The 15,616-nt window shown below is 70.7% G+C and carries 13 protein-coding genes; 9 read left to right on the forward strand and 4 right to left on the reverse strand.

The genetic code is table 11. The features are described from left to right. The first annotated feature begins 302 nt into the window (after positions 1-302). Genes AB0333_RS05520 through AB0333_RS05530 form a run of 3 tightly spaced genes read left to right on the forward strand, consistent with a single transcriptional unit; the run spans position 303 to position 3,496 of the window. A complete protein-coding gene (locus tag AB0333_RS05520; protein ID WP_366217706.1) occupies positions 303-1,700 on the forward strand; it encodes an endonuclease/exonuclease/phosphatase family protein in 1,398 nt (465 codons plus the stop codon). Between the two features lie 7 nt (positions 1,701-1,707). Next, positions 1,708-2,427, forward strand: a complete 720-nt coding sequence (locus AB0333_RS05525) for an esterase (protein WP_366217707.1) — start codon at positions 1,708-1,710, stop codon at positions 2,425-2,427. A 40-nt stretch (positions 2,428-2,467) separates the two neighbouring features. After that, entirely contained in the window at positions 2,468-3,496 is a 1,029-nt protein-coding gene (locus AB0333_RS05530) for a hypothetical protein (protein ID WP_366217708.1), read from the forward strand. A gap of 19 nt (positions 3,497-3,515) precedes the next feature. Here AB0333_RS05530 and AB0333_RS05535 read toward each other — a convergent pair whose 3' ends face one another. Beyond that, positions 3,516-4,784, reverse strand: a complete 1,269-nt coding sequence (locus AB0333_RS05535) for a DUF445 domain-containing protein (protein ID WP_366217709.1) — start codon at positions 4,782-4,784, stop codon at positions 3,516-3,518. 171 nt (positions 4,785-4,955) lie between these two features. Here AB0333_RS05535 and AB0333_RS05540 point away from each other — a divergent pair, with 171 nt between their 5' ends. Further along, a complete protein-coding gene (locus tag AB0333_RS05540; RefSeq protein WP_366217831.1) occupies positions 4,956-5,834 on the forward strand; it encodes a glycerophosphodiester phosphodiesterase family protein in 879 nt (292 codons plus the stop codon). Between the two features lie 3 nt (positions 5,835-5,837). Here the strand turns inward: AB0333_RS05540 and AB0333_RS05545 are convergent, their stop codons facing one another. Continuing rightward, a complete protein-coding gene (locus tag AB0333_RS05545) occupies positions 5,838-6,923 on the reverse strand; it encodes a DUF418 domain-containing protein (RefSeq protein WP_366217710.1) in 1,086 nt (361 codons plus the stop codon). 159 nt (positions 6,924-7,082) lie between these two features. Here AB0333_RS05545 and AB0333_RS05550 point away from each other — a divergent pair, with 159 nt between their 5' ends. After that, positions 7,083-8,888 carry a gamma-glutamyltransferase gene (locus AB0333_RS05550; protein ID WP_366217711.1) on the forward strand — a complete coding sequence of 602 codons (1,806 nt, stop codon included), beginning with the start codon at positions 7,083-7,085 and terminating at the stop codon, positions 8,886-8,888. On the opposite strand, the gene AB0333_RS05555 is transcribed toward AB0333_RS05550, so the two are convergent. After that, entirely contained in the window at positions 8,885-10,054 is a 1,170-nt protein-coding gene (locus tag AB0333_RS05555) for an acetate kinase (RefSeq protein ID WP_366217712.1), read from the reverse strand. The two genes, AB0333_RS05550 and AB0333_RS05555, sit on opposite strands and share 4 nt — an antisense overlap. A gap of 4 nt (positions 10,055-10,058) precedes the next feature. Then, entirely contained in the window at positions 10,059-12,224 is a 2,166-nt protein-coding gene (gene pta / locus AB0333_RS05560; RefSeq protein ID WP_366217713.1) for a phosphate acetyltransferase, read from the reverse strand. 56 nt (positions 12,225-12,280) lie between these two features. Between pta and AB0333_RS05565 the strand changes: the two genes are divergently transcribed. The 4 genes from AB0333_RS05565 (at position 12,281) to AB0333_RS05580 (ending at position 15,610) form a co-directional block, all read left to right on the forward strand. Next, complete coding sequence (locus tag AB0333_RS05565) at positions 12,281-13,630, forward strand: Nramp family divalent metal transporter (RefSeq protein WP_366217714.1); 1,350 nt, start codon at positions 12,281-12,283, stop codon at positions 13,628-13,630. Between the two features lie 117 nt (positions 13,631-13,747). Beyond that, entirely contained in the window at positions 13,748-14,083 is a 336-nt protein-coding gene (locus AB0333_RS05570; RefSeq protein ID WP_366217715.1) for a thiamine-binding protein, read from the forward strand. After that, a complete protein-coding gene (locus tag AB0333_RS05575; RefSeq protein ID WP_366217716.1) occupies positions 14,080-14,649 on the forward strand; it encodes a GNAT family N-acetyltransferase in 570 nt (189 codons plus the stop codon). Before AB0333_RS05570 ends, AB0333_RS05575 begins: the two co-directional genes overlap by 4 nt. Continuing rightward, on the forward strand, positions 14,639-15,610 hold the full coding sequence (locus tag AB0333_RS05580) for a fused MFS/spermidine synthase (protein ID WP_366217717.1): 972 nt from the start codon (positions 14,639-14,641) through the stop codon (positions 15,608-15,610). The genes AB0333_RS05575 and AB0333_RS05580 overlap by 11 nt, the downstream gene beginning before the upstream one ends. Positions 15,611-15,616 lie beyond the last annotated feature (6 nt).

A 15,616-nucleotide genomic window follows, 5' to 3' on the forward strand; every position in this document is an offset into this window, starting at 1 on the left:
ACGACGGCGGGACCCGCCCTCCCGGCGCTCCCGATTCCGGCCGAACGCTTGAATGTTTCAGGGATGTCTCGGTGCCAGAGCCAAGATCAAGATTTGATAACCGACCATGGTGCCCGACGGCTCGACTGAGACGTTGGAGCCATGGAACCACTCTGGAGATAGTGGCCGCGACACGCGCTGTCCTCGGGGTTTTGGCCCGGGGCGCACGCCTCGGCGGAGCCGCCGATCACGTCAGTGAGCCGCCGATCCGGCCCCGGGAGGCCCCTACCGCCGAAGGGAGGTCCGTGCCTAGGGTGGTGCGCATGAGTGCTTTCCCCCGGGTGCTCCGCCGGCGCATGGTGCTGGGCGGTGCCCTTGTGCCTGCAGCCGCCGTGACGGCGCTGCTCGTCGCACCCCTGGCGACCGCCGCGCCATCCCTCCAGCAGGCGCCATCCCTCCAGCAGGCACCCGCGCTCACCTCGGTCTCACCGGCACAGCGCGCGGCCTCCTTCGATTTCAATGACGCCCTTCCCGAGAATCCCGACCTGTTGCGGCAGATGCTGTGGATCAAGCAGGGGCAGGTGCCCGCCGCCGCCCCGGGGAACCTGCGCGTGGCCACCTTCTCGGCCGGACTGAGCCGGTCCGCCCCCGGGGAGCTGACCGAGGATCTCTCCGCTCCCGGAGACGAGCAGGCGCAGCAGGTGGCCGAGACCGTCCAGCGGGCCGCGCCGGACCTCGTGCTGCTGACGGATGTGGATGTGGACGGCGGCGAGGCGTTCGCCCAGTCCTTCCGGACGAACTACCTGGCCGTCGGGACGGGGGGTCAGCAGGGCATCGACTACCCCTACATGTATGTGGCCGAGGTCAACAACGGTGTGGACACCGGGGCGGACCTGGACAACGACGGCGTCATCGGCGGACCCGGGGACACCTTCGGCCCCGGAGAGTTCGCCGGCCAGCACGGCATGGTGCTGTACTCCAAGCATCCCCTGGACACGGAGGGCATCCGCACCTTCCAGGAATTGCCGTGGGATTCCATGCCGGACAACGCCATCCCGGAGGACACCTTCTCCGATCTGGAGCGGTCCGTCCTGCGGCTCTCGTCCACCTCGCACTGGGACATCCCCGTCCAGGTCGGCGGTCAGACCGTGCACGTGCTGGCGGCCCGGCCGAGTGATGCCGGAGACGGCGTCGCCGGAGCGGAACGCCACCACGACGAGATGCGGATGTGGGCGGACTACGTGTCCGGTGACCCGGCGGACTCCGGCTACATCGTGGACGACGAGGGTCGATCCGGCGGGTTGGACGAGGGCGACTCCTTCATCCTGGCCGGCGATTTCGGGCCGCTGACCGGCACCGCCCTGGACGAGGAGGAGCACGCCTCGGTCATCGCCGGCCTGCTGGAGTCGGAGGCCATCCAGGATCCTGAGCCCACCTCCCGCGGCGCCGAGGCGCTCACCGAGGCCGAGCAGCCGATGGCCACCGAGGTGGTGGGCCGCGAGGGCGGTGACTGGACGGTGGCGCGGTCGGACTACCTGCTGCCGTCGGCGTCCCTGACCACCGCGTCCTCCGGCGTCTTCTGGCCCCAGTCCGGTCAGCTGGGCTCGCACCTCACCCGCGTCAACGCCCCGGGTGGCGAACCCGGCGAACCCAACGAGACCACCCCGAGCGAGCACCGCCTCGTCTGGACCGACCTCGACCTCGGCTCCGGAAGCGACTGACGGGCCCGTGCGGGAAACCCTCTCCACCGGACACCACGTGGTCTGGTCACGGCCTGAGTCGCAGCGCTACGGCACCGACCTGGTGCTGGTCATCCACGGCTACGGGGCCAACGAGGTCCGAGCCGCCCAGGCCTACTTCGGCATGCTTCCCGAGAACGTCACGGGCCTGGCCGTGCGCGGCGGGTTCGAGATCGACGGCGGCGCCGCCCCGGTCATGGAGGGCACGGACGGTGCCGGGGCCGGACCGGGCTCCGATCCGGGCGCCTGGGGCTGGTTCCTGCTGGACTACTTCCTGACGAACGACTTCGCTGAGGTGGTGGCGGCCGCCCATCGCGTCTTCGACCTGCTGGACGCCGACGAGGTCACCCGGAGCGGCTTTCGGACGGTCTCGGTGCTCGGCCACTCCCAGGGGATGGCCATGGCCTCCACGGTGTACCGGCTCCGCCCGGAGGCCTTCACGTGCGTGGTGGGCCTCAGCGGCTTCGTGCTCTCCAACCAGCTGCTGGAGACCTTGGACTCACCCCCGGAGGGCCCGGGGCCCAGGCCCTTCTTCTGGGGCCGGGACGTGGAGGACCTCGTCATCAACCCGGACGCCATCGCCTACACGGCGGACTGGCTGGAGGCCAACACCCGGCTCACGGCCCGCACCTATGAGGGCATGGGGCACGGCATGAGCGCCGAAGAGGCCCGGGATGTCCGGATCTTCCTGAAGCACGCGCTCCGGTAGCGTCGTCGGTAGGATTCACCAGCGTCAGGAGGCCACCACCATGGCAAAGAAATCGATCATCTCGACGGTCGCCGGGCAGAAGGCTACCGATTTCGCCCTGAACCGGGCCGTGGACCCCCACGGGAACCCGACGCCGGCCTTCCAGAAGATCGTGCTCAAGGCCGTGGAGGTCCAGCGACCGCTGGTGCTGCGCAACCTCAACCGGCTGCGCCGGTCGCACCCGGACGAGACGCCCGCACAGCTCGCCGAACGTCTGGGCAAGCAGTACCTGACCGCCGTCACCGGGGGCGGGGCCGCCGTCGGGGGAACCGCCGTGGTGCCGGGGGTCGGCACGGCCGCCGCCCTCGGCCTCTCCGCCGCGGCCACCATCGGTTTCCTCGAGACCACCGCGCTGTACGCCCAGTCCGTGGCGGAACTGATGGGGGTCACCACCGATGACCCGCAGCGCGCACAGACCCTCGTCATGGCCGTGATGCTCGGCGACGACGGCCGCAAGCTCCTGCGCGACTTCACCAGCCAGGCGAATGGCTCCGGAACCGGCCCCCTGGGCGGCGCGGTGGCCGCGATCTCCGGGGCGTCCGGCATCTCCGATGTGCTGTTCCAGCAGATGAAGCGCATGTTCATGAAGAAGTTCATCGTCCGTCAGGGCGCCGGCATGCTCGGCCGCCTGGTGCCGTTCGGGGTGGGCGCCGTGATCGGCGGCGTCGGCAACCGGGCTATGGGCAAGAGCGTCATCAAGGCCGCCCAGAACATCTTCGGACCGCTGCCGGCGGCGCTGCCGGGGCGGCTGGTGACGGACCTCCAGGCCCTGCCGGCCGGGAAGAAGCGCCAGGCGTCCGCCGGGGCGTCCGGCTCCGGTGACGTGCGAGAGGTGGCCGCGGGAGCGGAGGAGCCCGGAGCGGATCCGGACCTGGTGGCCCTGCTCGAAGAGGGCGTGCGCGAGGACATCGAGGCGCTGCGGGCGGACGGGACCCTGGACGCCCTGAAGGCGGAGGACCCGGCCGGGTTCGCGGCCGACGTCGAGGCCGCCCGCGCCGAACACCGCCGGAACCGCACGCGCGGCCAGTGAGCCAGCCCGGTCGGTCTGGCTAGCCGAAGGCCAGGGTGGCGACCGTGTAGATCGCCAGGCCGGCCAGGGCGCCGACGATGGAGCCGTTGATCCGGATGAACTGCAGGTCCCGGCCGAGGTAGAGCTCGATGGTGCGCGAGGCCTGCCGACCGTCCCAGCGTTGAATGGTCTCGCCGAAGATCCCCACCAGCTCCGGCCCGTAGCGGCGGGCCAGGTGCTGGGCGCCCTCGGAGGCCCAGCCGTCCACGCGGCCCGCCAGCGCCGGATCCTCCTCGAGCCGTCCGCCCAGGTCCTGCAGGGCGGCCACCAGGGCCAGGTGCAGGTCCGAACCCGGGTCCCGCAGCTGGACCAGCAGCGCGGACTTGGTCGTCGCCCAGGCCTTCTCGGCCCATTCCCGCATGCGCGGATCGTTGAACAGCTCCCTCTTGGCCTGCTCCACCCTCGCCCTGGTCGCCGGATCCCGGTGCAGGTCGGTCACCAGGTCCGCGAGCCAGTCGTCCACGGAGCGGCGCAGCTCGTGGTCCTGATCCTCCCGCACGGCAGCGAGGTACTTCAGGGCCTCGGCTTGGATCCGCTCGGCCAGCAATTGGTCGACGACGCCCGGCACCCACTGCGGGGAGCGTTGCCGCACGCTGTTCAGGAAGAACTCCGGGTGCCGGGTGACCCAGTCCCCGGTCCGGGACACCACCAGGTCTACCACCTGGTCATGGTGACGCTCGGCGGTCACCTTGCCCAGGACCTCGGACAGGGTGGGCGCCCAATCGGGGTCGATCATGTGCTTCTGGGCCAGGTTGGCCACCAGGTCCCGGACCAGGACATCGTCCATGGCATCCAGGATCCGCTCGGCGGAGGCGGAGACCTCGGCCGCCACCCGCTCCGTATGCGGGCGTTGGCGCAACCAGGCCCCGGCGCGGCCTGCGAGTTTCAGCCCGGCGAGCTTCTCCCGGGCCACGTCCCCGTCCAGGAAGTTCTCCTGCACGAAGGCCCCCAGGGATTCCCCGATGGTGTCCTTCTTGCGCGGGATGATCGCCGTGTGCGGGATCTTCAGGCCCATCGGGTGCCGGAACAGGGCGGTGACCGCGAACCAGTCGGCGAGGGCGCCCACCATGCCTCCCTCGGCCGCCGCCCGGACGTACCGCAGCCAGGGGTAGTCATCCTGCAGGGCGAAGGACACCACGAAGACCACCGCCAGCAGCACCAGGACACCCGTGGCCACCGCCTTCATCCGGCGCAGGGCGGAGGCGCGCTGGGCCTCGGAGGGTCCGGCGTCGAGCGTCTGGTTCTTCATGGGTCCTCCGACCGGGATCAAAGTGTCAGCACAAGTTAACCAGCCCGTCGCCTGTCGACGGCGGTGACCGCGGTGCAGGGACCGTACCCTGGGGGCGTGTCCGACACCCCGAGCCCCGGCACCACCCCGAACCCTACCGACGATGACCGGCACCGGCCGTTACGGCGACCACTGGTGATCGCTCACCGGGGGTCCTCCGGAGCCTACGCCGAGAACACCAGGGCGGCGTTCCTGCACGCGCTCGCCGAGGGCGCGGACGGCGTGGAGGTGGACGTCCACCTGACGCGGGACCGGCACCTGGTGTGCCTGCACGATCCGACCCTGGAGCGCACCTCTGACGGGTCCGGCCCGGTGGCCGAGCACACGCTGGCCCAGTTGCGCCGGCTCGACGTCCACCGGTGGAAGGGGGTGCGGATCCCTGGGGAGTACGGTCCTGCCTCCACCCAGCTGCTGACGTTGCCGGACCTGATCGAGCTGCTCGCCGCCGCCGGCCGCCCCGTGAAGCTGGCTCTGGAGCTCAAGCATCCGAGCCCCTTCGGCCATGAGCTCGAGGAACGCGCCCTGTCCTGGCTGCTGAGCGCCGGCTGGGATCCGGAGACCTCGAGGATCGGGGCGGTCGAGGTGTCCTTCATGAGCTTCTACGCCGGCTCCCTGCAGTACCTCGCCCCGTCGGTGGGCACCGAGCACCTGTGCCAGCTGCTCTCTGTGGTGCCCGCCGCGCCGGTGCCGAGCCGCTTCAACCTCGGCCCACTCAGCCGCGCCGCCGTGCGGGCCACGCTGCGCCAGGCCGTGGCGGACGCCGAGCGGCTGATCTGGGACGGCCGGGCGGGCATCGCGGGGCCGGGGGTGGCCTATGTGCGGGAGAACCTGGCCGACGTGAAGGCGTGGCTCGCGGCGGGGCGCACCCTGCGGGTGTGGACGGCGGACCGGGATGAGGACGTGGACCTGCTGCTGAGGGCCGGGGTGCAGCAGATCACCACGAACCTGCCGGCCCGGGTACTGGAACGGGTCCGCCGCCGTGAGCGCGTGCTGGTCGGCACCGGGGCCTGAACGTCAGCGTCTCCCCGGCAGGCGCAGGAGCTGCTCCAACGGGCCGATCGGCCGCCATTTCACCCACAGGTGGGCCAGCAGGACCAGCACCACGGACAACACGATCGTGATGAGGTAGCCCCGGAGCAACGTCTGCGGCTCCGGCCGGATGAAGGCGAGGACGATGAGATGAGCCACGTAGATGGTGAGGGAGAGCCGACCGGCTGAGACCAGCATCCCCAGGTGGCGGTCCACGAGGTCCCCGGCCCAGAGGAACCCGCCGATGGTCACGAGTGCCGTGCCGATGCTGGAGATCAGCCACAGCGGCATCTGCGAGTGCCCGACGGCGGACAGGAGCCGGTCCCAGCCGATCTCGTCCCCCGGCTGGCCCAGCAGCCGGATCAGGACCTGCGAGAGCGCGTAGGCGCCGACGGCCGCGACCCCGCCCCACAGCACCAGCCGCTTCTGCAGCCTCCGGTCGGTGAGGGGAGCCCGTCCCAGGATGAGCCCCACCAGGAAGGGGACGCACCACACCAGCACCGGGTAGGGGCCGGAGAGGAAGATCCGGTGGAGCAGGTGGGGAGCATCGTTGCTCAGGTCCGGATCAGCGAACTGGAAGACGGTCCCGGAGGCGAGCTGCGCCCCGATCCAGACCACCGGTCCCACGGTCAGCAGGGTCCCCGCCAGGGCGGCGATGACCGGGGTCGGGGCCTTCAGCAACGGCAGGGACAGCAGGAACAACACCCCGTACACGGCCAGGATGACGCTGACGTCATGCCCCAATTCCTGCAAGGCCAGGCCGCCGACGAACAGCAGCGCGGAGCGCCACAGGACCGTCCGCCATGGCAGGGCTCCGCCGGGCGTGCGGGCGGAGCGGGTCAGGAAGGACATGCCCACGCCGGCCAGCACCACGAACAGGATGGAGGCCCGCCCCACCGGCAGGTCGTACACGAATCCCGCGATCCCCGGTTCACCCCGGGGGCCCACATTCACCGCGATCATGCCGACGATGGCCAGCGCCCGGGCCGCGTCGAGGCCCGTCAGGCGCACGCCAGCGGGCGGAGACGCCACGGGGGAGCCCGGGGTGGCCGGCACGTTGGCTGGGGTCATGGAAGCCATTCTGTCCTGTGCGGTGGTGGTGGCGGGGGAGGTCGTGGGCAGTGTAGGGGCGGCGACTGGATGACGCGCCCAGGTACCGCCCAGGCGGTGCACAGGAGGGACCGTTAGGATCGCTCGGGCCCGCCGTACTCGAGCACCCGAGGAACCCTGATGCAGCGGACCCGCACCTCCGCCCCCGCCCTGGCCTGCGTGGCCGCGCTCTCGGCCGCACTGCTGGCCCTGACCGGATGCGCCTCCCCGGCACCGGAGGAACCATCGGACGCGGACTCCGGTGCCCCGTCCTCCTCAGCCCCTGGGCCACCCGCGGACCACACCCCCGGAACGACGCCGGCCCCGTCGGCCCCTGCGACAGCCCTCCAGGAACAGGCGGTCGCCGCCGGACACCCGGCGGCGGTGGAGGCCGGGACCGAGATCCTGGAACAGGGTGGCAACGCCGCCGATGCCGCCATCGCCACCGCCTTCGCCGTGGCCGTGGTGGAGCCCTTCGCCTCGGGCATCGGCGGTGGTGGCTCGGCGCTGGTCGCCCGCGGAGACGGCGGCCCGCTGGCCTACGACTACCGCGAGACCGTGGCCCAGGACGGGGACATCCCGGCCTCTGGCACCGGTGTCCCGGGCTTCGTGGACGGCATGGCCACCCTGCACGCCGAACACGGCTCCCTGGAGTGGGCCGAGCTGCTGGCCCCGGCCATCGAGCTGGCCGACGAGGGGTTTCCGGTCTCGCCTCTGCTGGCCCAGCGGATGCGCTCCGACTATGGGCCCGGGGCCATCGAGGGGCTCGCCCCGTTCCACTCCGGTTCGGCCGGCGGGGGTACGGCGGGCTCGGGAGGCGCCGCGCCACTCGAGGAGGGCGAGACCCTGGTCCAGTCCGAGTTGGCGGCCACCCTGGAGACGCTCGCCGACGAGGGCCCGAACGCCCTCTACACCGGAAGCCTGGCGGAGGAGCTCACCGCCGTTGACGGGCTCGATGCCGAGTCCCTCGCCGCCTATGAGACCGTGACCACCGAACCGGTCAGCGGCCCGGTCGGCGACTACGAGTACGTCTCGGCCGCACCTCCGCTTCCCGGTGCCGCCGTCGTGCAATTCCTGCAGGTCGCCGAGGCGCTCGGGGTGGCGGAGTCCGAGCCCGGGTCCGCGGAGTACGTGGACGCCATGGCCGCGGCCTGGCAGGTGGCGGACGCCAGCGTGACGGAGTCCTTCGGGGACCCGGCCTTCGTGGACGTCCCCGTGGACCAGCTCACGGACCCGGAGGCCAATACCGAACTGGCTCGGACCGAGGTGGCGCCGGCGCTCTCCTCGTCCGCCGTGACGGACCAGAGTGCAGCCAGAACGGCCAGAACGGCCGGGACGACGGGCACCGGCGACGACGCACCCGCTGAGCCCGTTGAGGCCGGGAACACCACCCATCTGACCGTGGTGGACGACGAGGGACTGACCGTGTCCATGACGAACACGATCACCAGCTTCTGGGGCGGCGCCGAGGCCAGCACCGTGGGAGGGTTCTTCCTCAACAACCAGCTGTCCCGATTCGAGTCCCTGGACACCCCCGCCAACCAGCCGGAGCCGGGCCGCAAGTCCGTCAGCTGGTCGGCCCCCAGCCTGGTCCTCGACTCGGAGGGCCGCGTGGTGATGGGCCTGGGATCTCCGGGCGGGCAGGTCATCCCCTCGATCCTCGCCACCGTCATGGTGCCCTGGGCCCTCCAGGAGGCGCCGCTGCAGGAGGCGGTCGACTCACCGCGCCACTACCTCCAGGACGGGGTGCTCTCCCTGGAGGAGCAGCCGGATCCGGACGTGGCCGCCTTGATCCGCCAGCGCGGGTGGCAGCCGCGCGTAACCGAGCGGGCCGACGCCGTCTTCGGCTCGGTGCAGGCGCTGGAGATCGACTACGAGACCGGGACCATCACCGGGGCCCAGGACTCCCGGCGGGAGGGTGACGTGGCGGTGGTGCCGGCGGACTAGCGCTCCAGCGCGCCGCTCTCCTGCGCCACCGCGAGGGTGAGCTGGGCGATCGCCATCTCCTCGTTGGTCGGCACCACCAGGACGGGGAGGGCCGAGTCCTCGGTGGAGATCACCCGGGGTGCGTCGGACCGCTCGAGGTTCGCCTCGGCGTCGTAGGCGATGCCCAGGGGCTCCAGGCGGTCCAGCACGGCCGAGCGGAACGGTGCCGAGTTCTCGCCGATGCCGGCGGTGAAGACCACGGCCTGGGCGCCGCCGACGGCCACGTGGTAACCGCCCACGTACTTCGCGAGACGGTAGGAGGCCACCTTCAGCGCGGTCCGGGATCGCCGGTGACCGGCGTGGGCGGCGTCGATGACCTGGCGCATGTCCGCGTTGCCGGTCATGCCCAGCAGGCCGGACTCCTTGTTGAGCATCCGGTCCATCTGGTCAGCGTCATACGCGCCGTTGCGGATGAGGTGCGTGATGATCGAGGGGTCGATGTCCCCTGACCGGGTACCCATCACGAGGCCGGCCAGCGGCGTGTAGCCCATGGACGTGTCCACCGAGGCCCCACCGCGGATGGCCGTGGCGGAGGCACCGTTGCCCAGGTGCAGGATCACCGCGTTGAACTCTGCCCGCGGGATGCCCAGCGTCTCCGCGGCGATCCCGGTGACGAGATCGTGGCTGGTGCCGTGGAAACCGTAGCGCCGGATGCCGTTTTCCGTGTAGAGGGCGTCCGGCAGGGCATACCGCCAGGCCTCCTCGGGCATCGTCTGGTGGAACGAGGTGTCGAAGACCACGGCCTGCGGCAGATCCGGCCACTTCTCGGCGATGGCACGCAGGCCCTGCGCGGCGGCGGGGTTGTGCAGCGGGGCCAGGGGTGCCAGGCGCTCGATGGCACGGATGACCTCCATGGTGACCAGGGTCGGGGCCTTGAAACGCTCGCCGCCGTGGACCACGCGATGACCGGCGGCGTCGATGGTGCGGCCCTGGAGGGCCTGTTCCAGCTCCGCATCGATCTGCTCGAGGGCCTCGGCGTGGTTGTCCACGCCGGAGCCGGGCACACCGATGCGTTCGACCAGGCCGTGGGCGACCACGGGCTCTGCCGGCTCGGTGCCGTCCGCGGCGACCTCACGCAGCTGGTACTTCAGCGAGGAGGAACCGGAGTTGATGACGAGGATCAGCATGGGTTCACTCTCCTGATCGGCCGGACTGGTGGGGCCGGTTAGGCTGACCGGACTGGGTTGTCTGGGTTGTCTGGGTTGTCTGGGTTGTCTGGTCTGTCTGGTCTGTCTGGGCTTGGATGGCGGTGATGGCCACCGTGTTGACGATGTCGTCCACGGTGCAGCCCCGGGAGAGATCGTTGACCGGCTTGTTCAGCCCCTGCAGGACGGGCCCGACGGCGACGGCCCCGGAGGACTGCTGGACGGCCTTGTACGTGTTGTTGCCGGTGTTCAGGTCCGGGAAGACGAACACGGTGGCCTGGCCGGCCACCTCCGACTCCGGCATCTTGGAGGCGGCCACCGAGGCGTTGACGGCCGCGTCGTACTGCAGAGGGCCATCCACCTTCAGCTGCGGGTGCTCGTCCCGCACGAGTTCGGTGGCGGTGCGGACCTTGTCCACGGCGTCCCCCGTCCCCGAGCCGCCGGTCGAGTAGGACAGCATGGCCACCCGCGGCTGGACGCCGAACTGCCGCGCCGTCAGGGAGGAGGCGTAGGCGATGTCCGCCAGCTGCTCGGCGTTCGGATCAGGGTTCACGGCGCAATCGCCATAGACGAGGGCACGGTCCGGCAGCAGCATGAAGAACACGGAGGAGACGATTGAGACGCCGGGCCGGGTCTTGACGAACTCCAGCGCCGGACGGATCGTGTTCGCGGTGGTGTGGGCGGCGCCGGAGACCATGCCGTCCACGTCCCCCAGGTGGACCATCATCGTGCCGAAGTAGGCGCCCTCGGTCATGATGTCCCGGGCGCGGTCCAGGTCGATCCCCTTGTGGGCGCGCAGCCGGGAGTATTCCTCGGCGTAGCGCTCGCGGGCCTCCGAGGTGGCGGGGTCCACCAGGGTCAGCCCGGTCAGGTCCACCCCCTCCTTGGCGGCGAGGTCGCGGATAGTGGCCTCCTGCCCGAGCACCACCAGGTCGCAGACGTCCCGCCGGCGCAGGATCTCGGCAGCGCGCAGGATGCGGGCGTCTTCGCCCTCTGGGAGCACGATCGTCTTCCGCTCGGACCGGGCCCGTTCGATCAGCCCGTGCAGGAACCGCAGGGGTGTGGTGCGCGTGGCCCGCGGCAGGTCGATACGCCGCAACAGCTCCGTGCCGTCCACGCGCTGGTGCCAGGCGCCCAGGGCCGCGGCCGTCTTGCGGGGCTGGGCGCTGGAGAGCTCACTGCGCACGGCGGACACGGCCCGGGCGGTGCTGAAGGTGTCCGCGAACGTGCTGAAGATCGGGAACGGGGCCTCGGCGTAGAGGCGCCGGATCTGCTCGTTCGGCTCGATCCCGTTGGTCAGGATCATCCCGGACGCCACGGGGAACTCCGTGGCCAGTGACGAGGCCACGGTGGCCAGGACGGCGTCCGAGCGGTCTCCGGAGACCAGCACGAGGGCGCCCTCGCGGAGAATCTGCAGGAAGTTGCCACCCTCCATGGAGACGGCCTTGACCTCGGAGACGTCGCGGTCCAGGTTCAGGTTCCCGGCCACCTGGGTCAGCCCGAGCGCGGTGGCGACCTCCGAGACGGACGGTAGGGACAGCTCCGGCAACTCGGGCAGCACGTACACGGGCCACTCATGGCGTCCGGGCCGGATGGCGGAGTCGATCTCGTCGAGGCGGGCGGGATCGGCCCGGTTGACGATCATGGACAACAGGTCCACCCCGGACTCGTCCAGGGTGCGCCGGGCCAGATCCACCGCGTCGGCCGCAGCGGCGCCGTCCAGTCCGGCGGCGGACACCACGCCCACCACGGGAAGACTCAGGTGGCGGGCCAGCTCGGCGTTGAGATCGAGCTCGACGGCGGGATCGGCGCCCGCCAGGTCACTGCCCTCCACCACCACGATGCCGCAGGCCCCGGCCATCTCCTCGAACAGGGCCACGCAGCGCTCGTAGAGCTCGTCGGTGCGGCCCTCGGTCACCATGTGCCGCGCCTCGGCGGCGGTCACGCCGCCCCGGGCCAGGCCGGCGTCGAGCCCGTAGTCCTCCCGCATCAGCTGGACCATGGGGTCCGTCTCCACGGAGTCTCCGGGGACGACCGGGCGGAGGTAGCCGATGCTGCCGGAGCTCTTGTAGAGGGAGTCGGCGATCCCGAGGGTGACGAGTGATTTGCCGGCGCCGTTGGTGGTGGTGGTGACGAAGATTCCTGGACTCACGGCAAACCACACTAGTCTGTGGTGCACACCGCACGAAGTAGTCATGAGGGGCACACATGTCAAGAGGCGACCACGTGGATTCGGGGCACCCGGTCCACAATCCGAACATCGTCGGCTTCACCGAGGCCGAGATCAACGAGAAGCCCGTCAAGGTCAAATGGAACTCGCTGGGGCCGGGCATCGTGGCCGCCGCCACCGGTGTGGGCGCGGCGGACCTCGTCGCCACGCTGACCGCCGGCTCCCGTTACGGCTACATGCTGATGTGGGCCGTGGTCCTGGGCGTCATCTTCAAGATCGTGCTCGTGGAGGGCGTCGGCCGCTACTACCTGTCCACCGGCAAGACGATCTTCCAGGGCTGGCGCACCCTCGGCGTGTGGACCAGCTGGTACTTCGGCATCTACATCATCATCTGGGGCTTTGTGTACGGGGCCACCGCCATGAGCTCGGTGGCCCTGCCGCTGGCGGCGCTCTTCCCGGGGGTGGATTCGAAGATCTTCGCCATCGCCTCGGGCCTGATCGGCATGGGCCTGGTCTGGATGAACAGGTACAACCTCATCGAGAAGCTGATGATGGTGCTGATCGGCATCATGTTCGTCGCGGTGCTCATCTCGGCGTTTTTGACCGCCCCGAACCTCGGCGAGATCCTCACCGGCCTGATCCCACGGATCCCGGCCGAGGACGGCGCCATGTTCTATGTGCTCGGCCTCGCCGGCGGCGTGGGTGGCACCATCACCCTCGCGGCGTACGGGTACTGGCTGCGTGAGAAGGGCTGGAACACGCCCAAGTGGATGAAGGTCATGCGCTATGACAATGCGACCGCCTATGTCCTGACCGGCATCTTCGTTGTCGCCACCATGATCATGGGCGTGGAGCTGCTGCACTCGGCCGGCCTGGCCATCTCCGCCGGTGACGAGGGCCTGTTGGACATCGGCAATGTGCTGGCCGAGCGTTACGGTCAGGTCTTTGCCTACATCTTCCTCCTCGGCTTCTTCGCCGCCTCCTTCTCCTCCCTGCTGGGAGTGTGGCACGGCGTCTCGCTGATGTTCGCCGACTTCTGGACGAACTTCCGCAAGCCCGCGGACAGCCTGGACCAGGACGATGCCCCGTCCCTGAAGTCCAAGCCCGCCCGCTTCTACCTGCTGTGGCTGACCATCCTCCCGATGTCCCTGCTGTTCCTGGACCAGCCGATCTTCCTGATCCTGCTCTACGGCACCCTCGGCGCGCTGTTCATGCCGTTCCTGGCGTTCACCCTGCTGATCCTGAACAACCAGAAGCGGTTGGTCCCCTCCCAGTTCCGCAACAACTGGGTGCACAACGGCCTGCTCGGCATCACCGCCCTGGTATTCGTGGTGCTGGGTGTGCAGCAGCTCGTCAACGCGTTGTCCCCGCTGTGGGAAGGCGCCTGACGGGCTCATCCGCACCCACGCGCGTGACCGGCCGGATGCCGTCCTGTGAGCCTCCGGCAGGCCGGTGGCCAGCCACGGGCGCTTAACCTCCCGACGGCGGTGCGGCAGACTGGGTGCATGATCGTCGCCTTCTCTGTCTCCCCCTCCGGTAACCCCCGTCCCGATGGCCCGGCCGCCCAGAGCCAAACCGGGGACGGTTCCGTGCATGATGCCGTGGCAGCGGCCGTGAAGGTGGTCCGCGGCTCCGGTCTGCCCCACCGCACCTCGTCGATGTTCACGGAGATCGAGGGTGACTGGGATGAGGTGATGGGCGTGGTCAAGGAGGCCGTCGAGGCCGTGGCCCCCTACGGGTCCCGGATCTCCCTGGTCCTCAAGGCGGACATCCGTCCCGGCCACACCGGTGAGCTGGACGGCAAGATCGAACGGCTGGAAGCAGCCCTGAAGGACCAGTGACCGCCCGAGGACACGGTGCCGCCGGCACCCGCTACTACGTTCGCGACGCCGCCCCCGCGGACCTCGAGACCGTACTATCCATGAAGGCCCGGTCCTGGCGGGAGGCCTACGGGCACCTGCGGGATGAGTCGTTCTTCGCTGCGGCGGAGGCCACCCTGGACCGGCAGGTCGAGCACTGGCGCGGACTGATGGCGCACGGGCAGGTGCTCTGGATGGCAGAGGACTCCCGGGGACGCTGCGTGGGTCTGGCCGCGGCCGGCCCCGTCCAGGACGCGCAGAAACCGCAGGACGCGCAGGACGCGCAGGAACCGCAGGATGCCGCTCTGCCGCAGACCCAGCTCTCCGCGCTGTACGTCCTGGCCGAGGCCCAGGGCCGTGGCGTGGCCGATGCCCTGCTGGAGCGGGCCATCGGGGACAGCCCGTGCCTGCTGTGGGTGGTCGAGGACAACGCCCGCGCCCAGTCCTTCTACCGGAGACACGGCTTCGCCGCGGTGGGGGCCCCGGTGCCGATGGACGGCCCCTGGGCCGGGCTGACGGAACGGCTCATGGTGCGCCGTGGCGCGTGACCGCGGCTCCAAGGCCGGCAAGAGCAGCAAGAGCAGCAAGGGCGGAGCGAAGGCCGGTCCGGCCGGGGCGAAGGACGCCCAGGGAGGCGGGAAGGACCACCGCGGGGAACGGGGCCGTCGCGGCGCCGCCGAGCCGGCCCTCGAGCCCGGGGTCTTCCCCATCGACGCCGGCACCGCCGAGATCCTGCGTGACCCGTTCACGGACGGCGCCTGGCTGCTCAAGCTCAACGGGGCGGAGTCCTCCCAGATCAATCCCGAGACCCCGCTGGACCTGGGCTTCGAGTACATGCGGTGGATGGCCGCCGTCGTGATGCACCGCTGGGAACCGGATGCCGGGCTGAGGATCCTGCACCTCGGCGGAGCCGGGTGCACCCTGGCCCGCTGGGCGGCCGAGTGGTTCCCGCAGGCCCGGCAGACCGCCGTCGAGCTCGACGCCGGCCTGGCCGCCCTGGCCCGGGAACGCTTCGCCCTGCCCCGGGCCCCGCAGCTGCGGATCCGGGTGGGGGAGGCCGGTGAGGTGCTGGCCGGGGCGCACGAGGGCAGCCGGGACGTGATCATCCGGGACGTGTTCGCCGGAGACACCGCAAAGGATCAGTCCACGCCCGGACACCTGCTCGGGGTGGAGGCCGCCCGAGCCGCGGCGCGCGTGGTGGGGGACGGGATCTACCTCGTTAACCACGGCGGCGGCCCGGACCTGAGTGCCGCCCGGCAGGAGGCGGCGACCCTCCGGGAGGCGTTCTCCACGGTCGCCGCGCTGGCCGATCCGCAGATGCTCAAGGGCCGGCGCCGGGGCAACATTGTGTTCGCGGCGAGCAACGGACCGTTGACCGGAGGGGGCACCCGCCGGGATGCCCTCGTGCGCCACCTGCTCTCCGACCCCCTGCCCACGCGCCTGGTGGAACCCCTCGGCGACTTCACGGCCGGGGCCAGGTACTGCGAGGAACCACTGCAAGGGTCCTAAACTGGA

Origin of the sequence: Citricoccus sp. NPDC079358 (genome assembly GCF_040702545.1) — a bacterium.
GTDB lineage: Bacteria > Actinomycetota > Actinomycetes > Actinomycetales > Micrococcaceae > Citricoccus.

Bases quoted from the DNA above. Each gene is read 5' to 3' on its own strand.
- AB0333_RS05570 (WP_366217715.1), top strand. From the start codon at position 13,748: ATGATCGTCGCCTTCTCTGTCTCCCCCTCCGGTAACCCCCGTCCCGAT.
- AB0333_RS05530 (WP_366217708.1), top strand. From the start codon at position 2,468: ATGGCAAAGAAATCGATCATCTCGACGGTCGCCGGGCAGAAGGCTACC.
- AB0333_RS05520 (WP_366217706.1), top strand. From the start codon at position 303: ATGAGTGCTTTCCCCCGGGTGCTCCGCCGGCGCATGGTGCTGGGCGGT.
- AB0333_RS05550 (WP_366217711.1), top strand. From the start codon at position 7,083: ATGCAGCGGACCCGCACCTCCGCCCCCGCCCTGGCCTGCGTGGCCGCG.
- AB0333_RS05545 (WP_366217710.1), bottom strand. From the start codon at position 6,923: ATGACCCCAGCCAACGTGCCGGCCACCCCGGGCTCCCCCGTGGCGTCT.
- AB0333_RS05565 (WP_366217714.1), top strand. From the start codon at position 12,281: ATGTCAAGAGGCGACCACGTGGATTCGGGGCACCCGGTCCACAATCCG.
- AB0333_RS05535 (WP_366217709.1), bottom strand. From the start codon at position 4,784: ATGAAGAACCAGACGCTCGACGCCGGACCCTCCGAGGCCCAGCGCGCC.
- AB0333_RS05555 (WP_366217712.1), bottom strand. From the start codon at position 10,054: ATGCTGATCCTCGTCATCAACTCCGGTTCCTCCTCGCTGAAGTACCAG.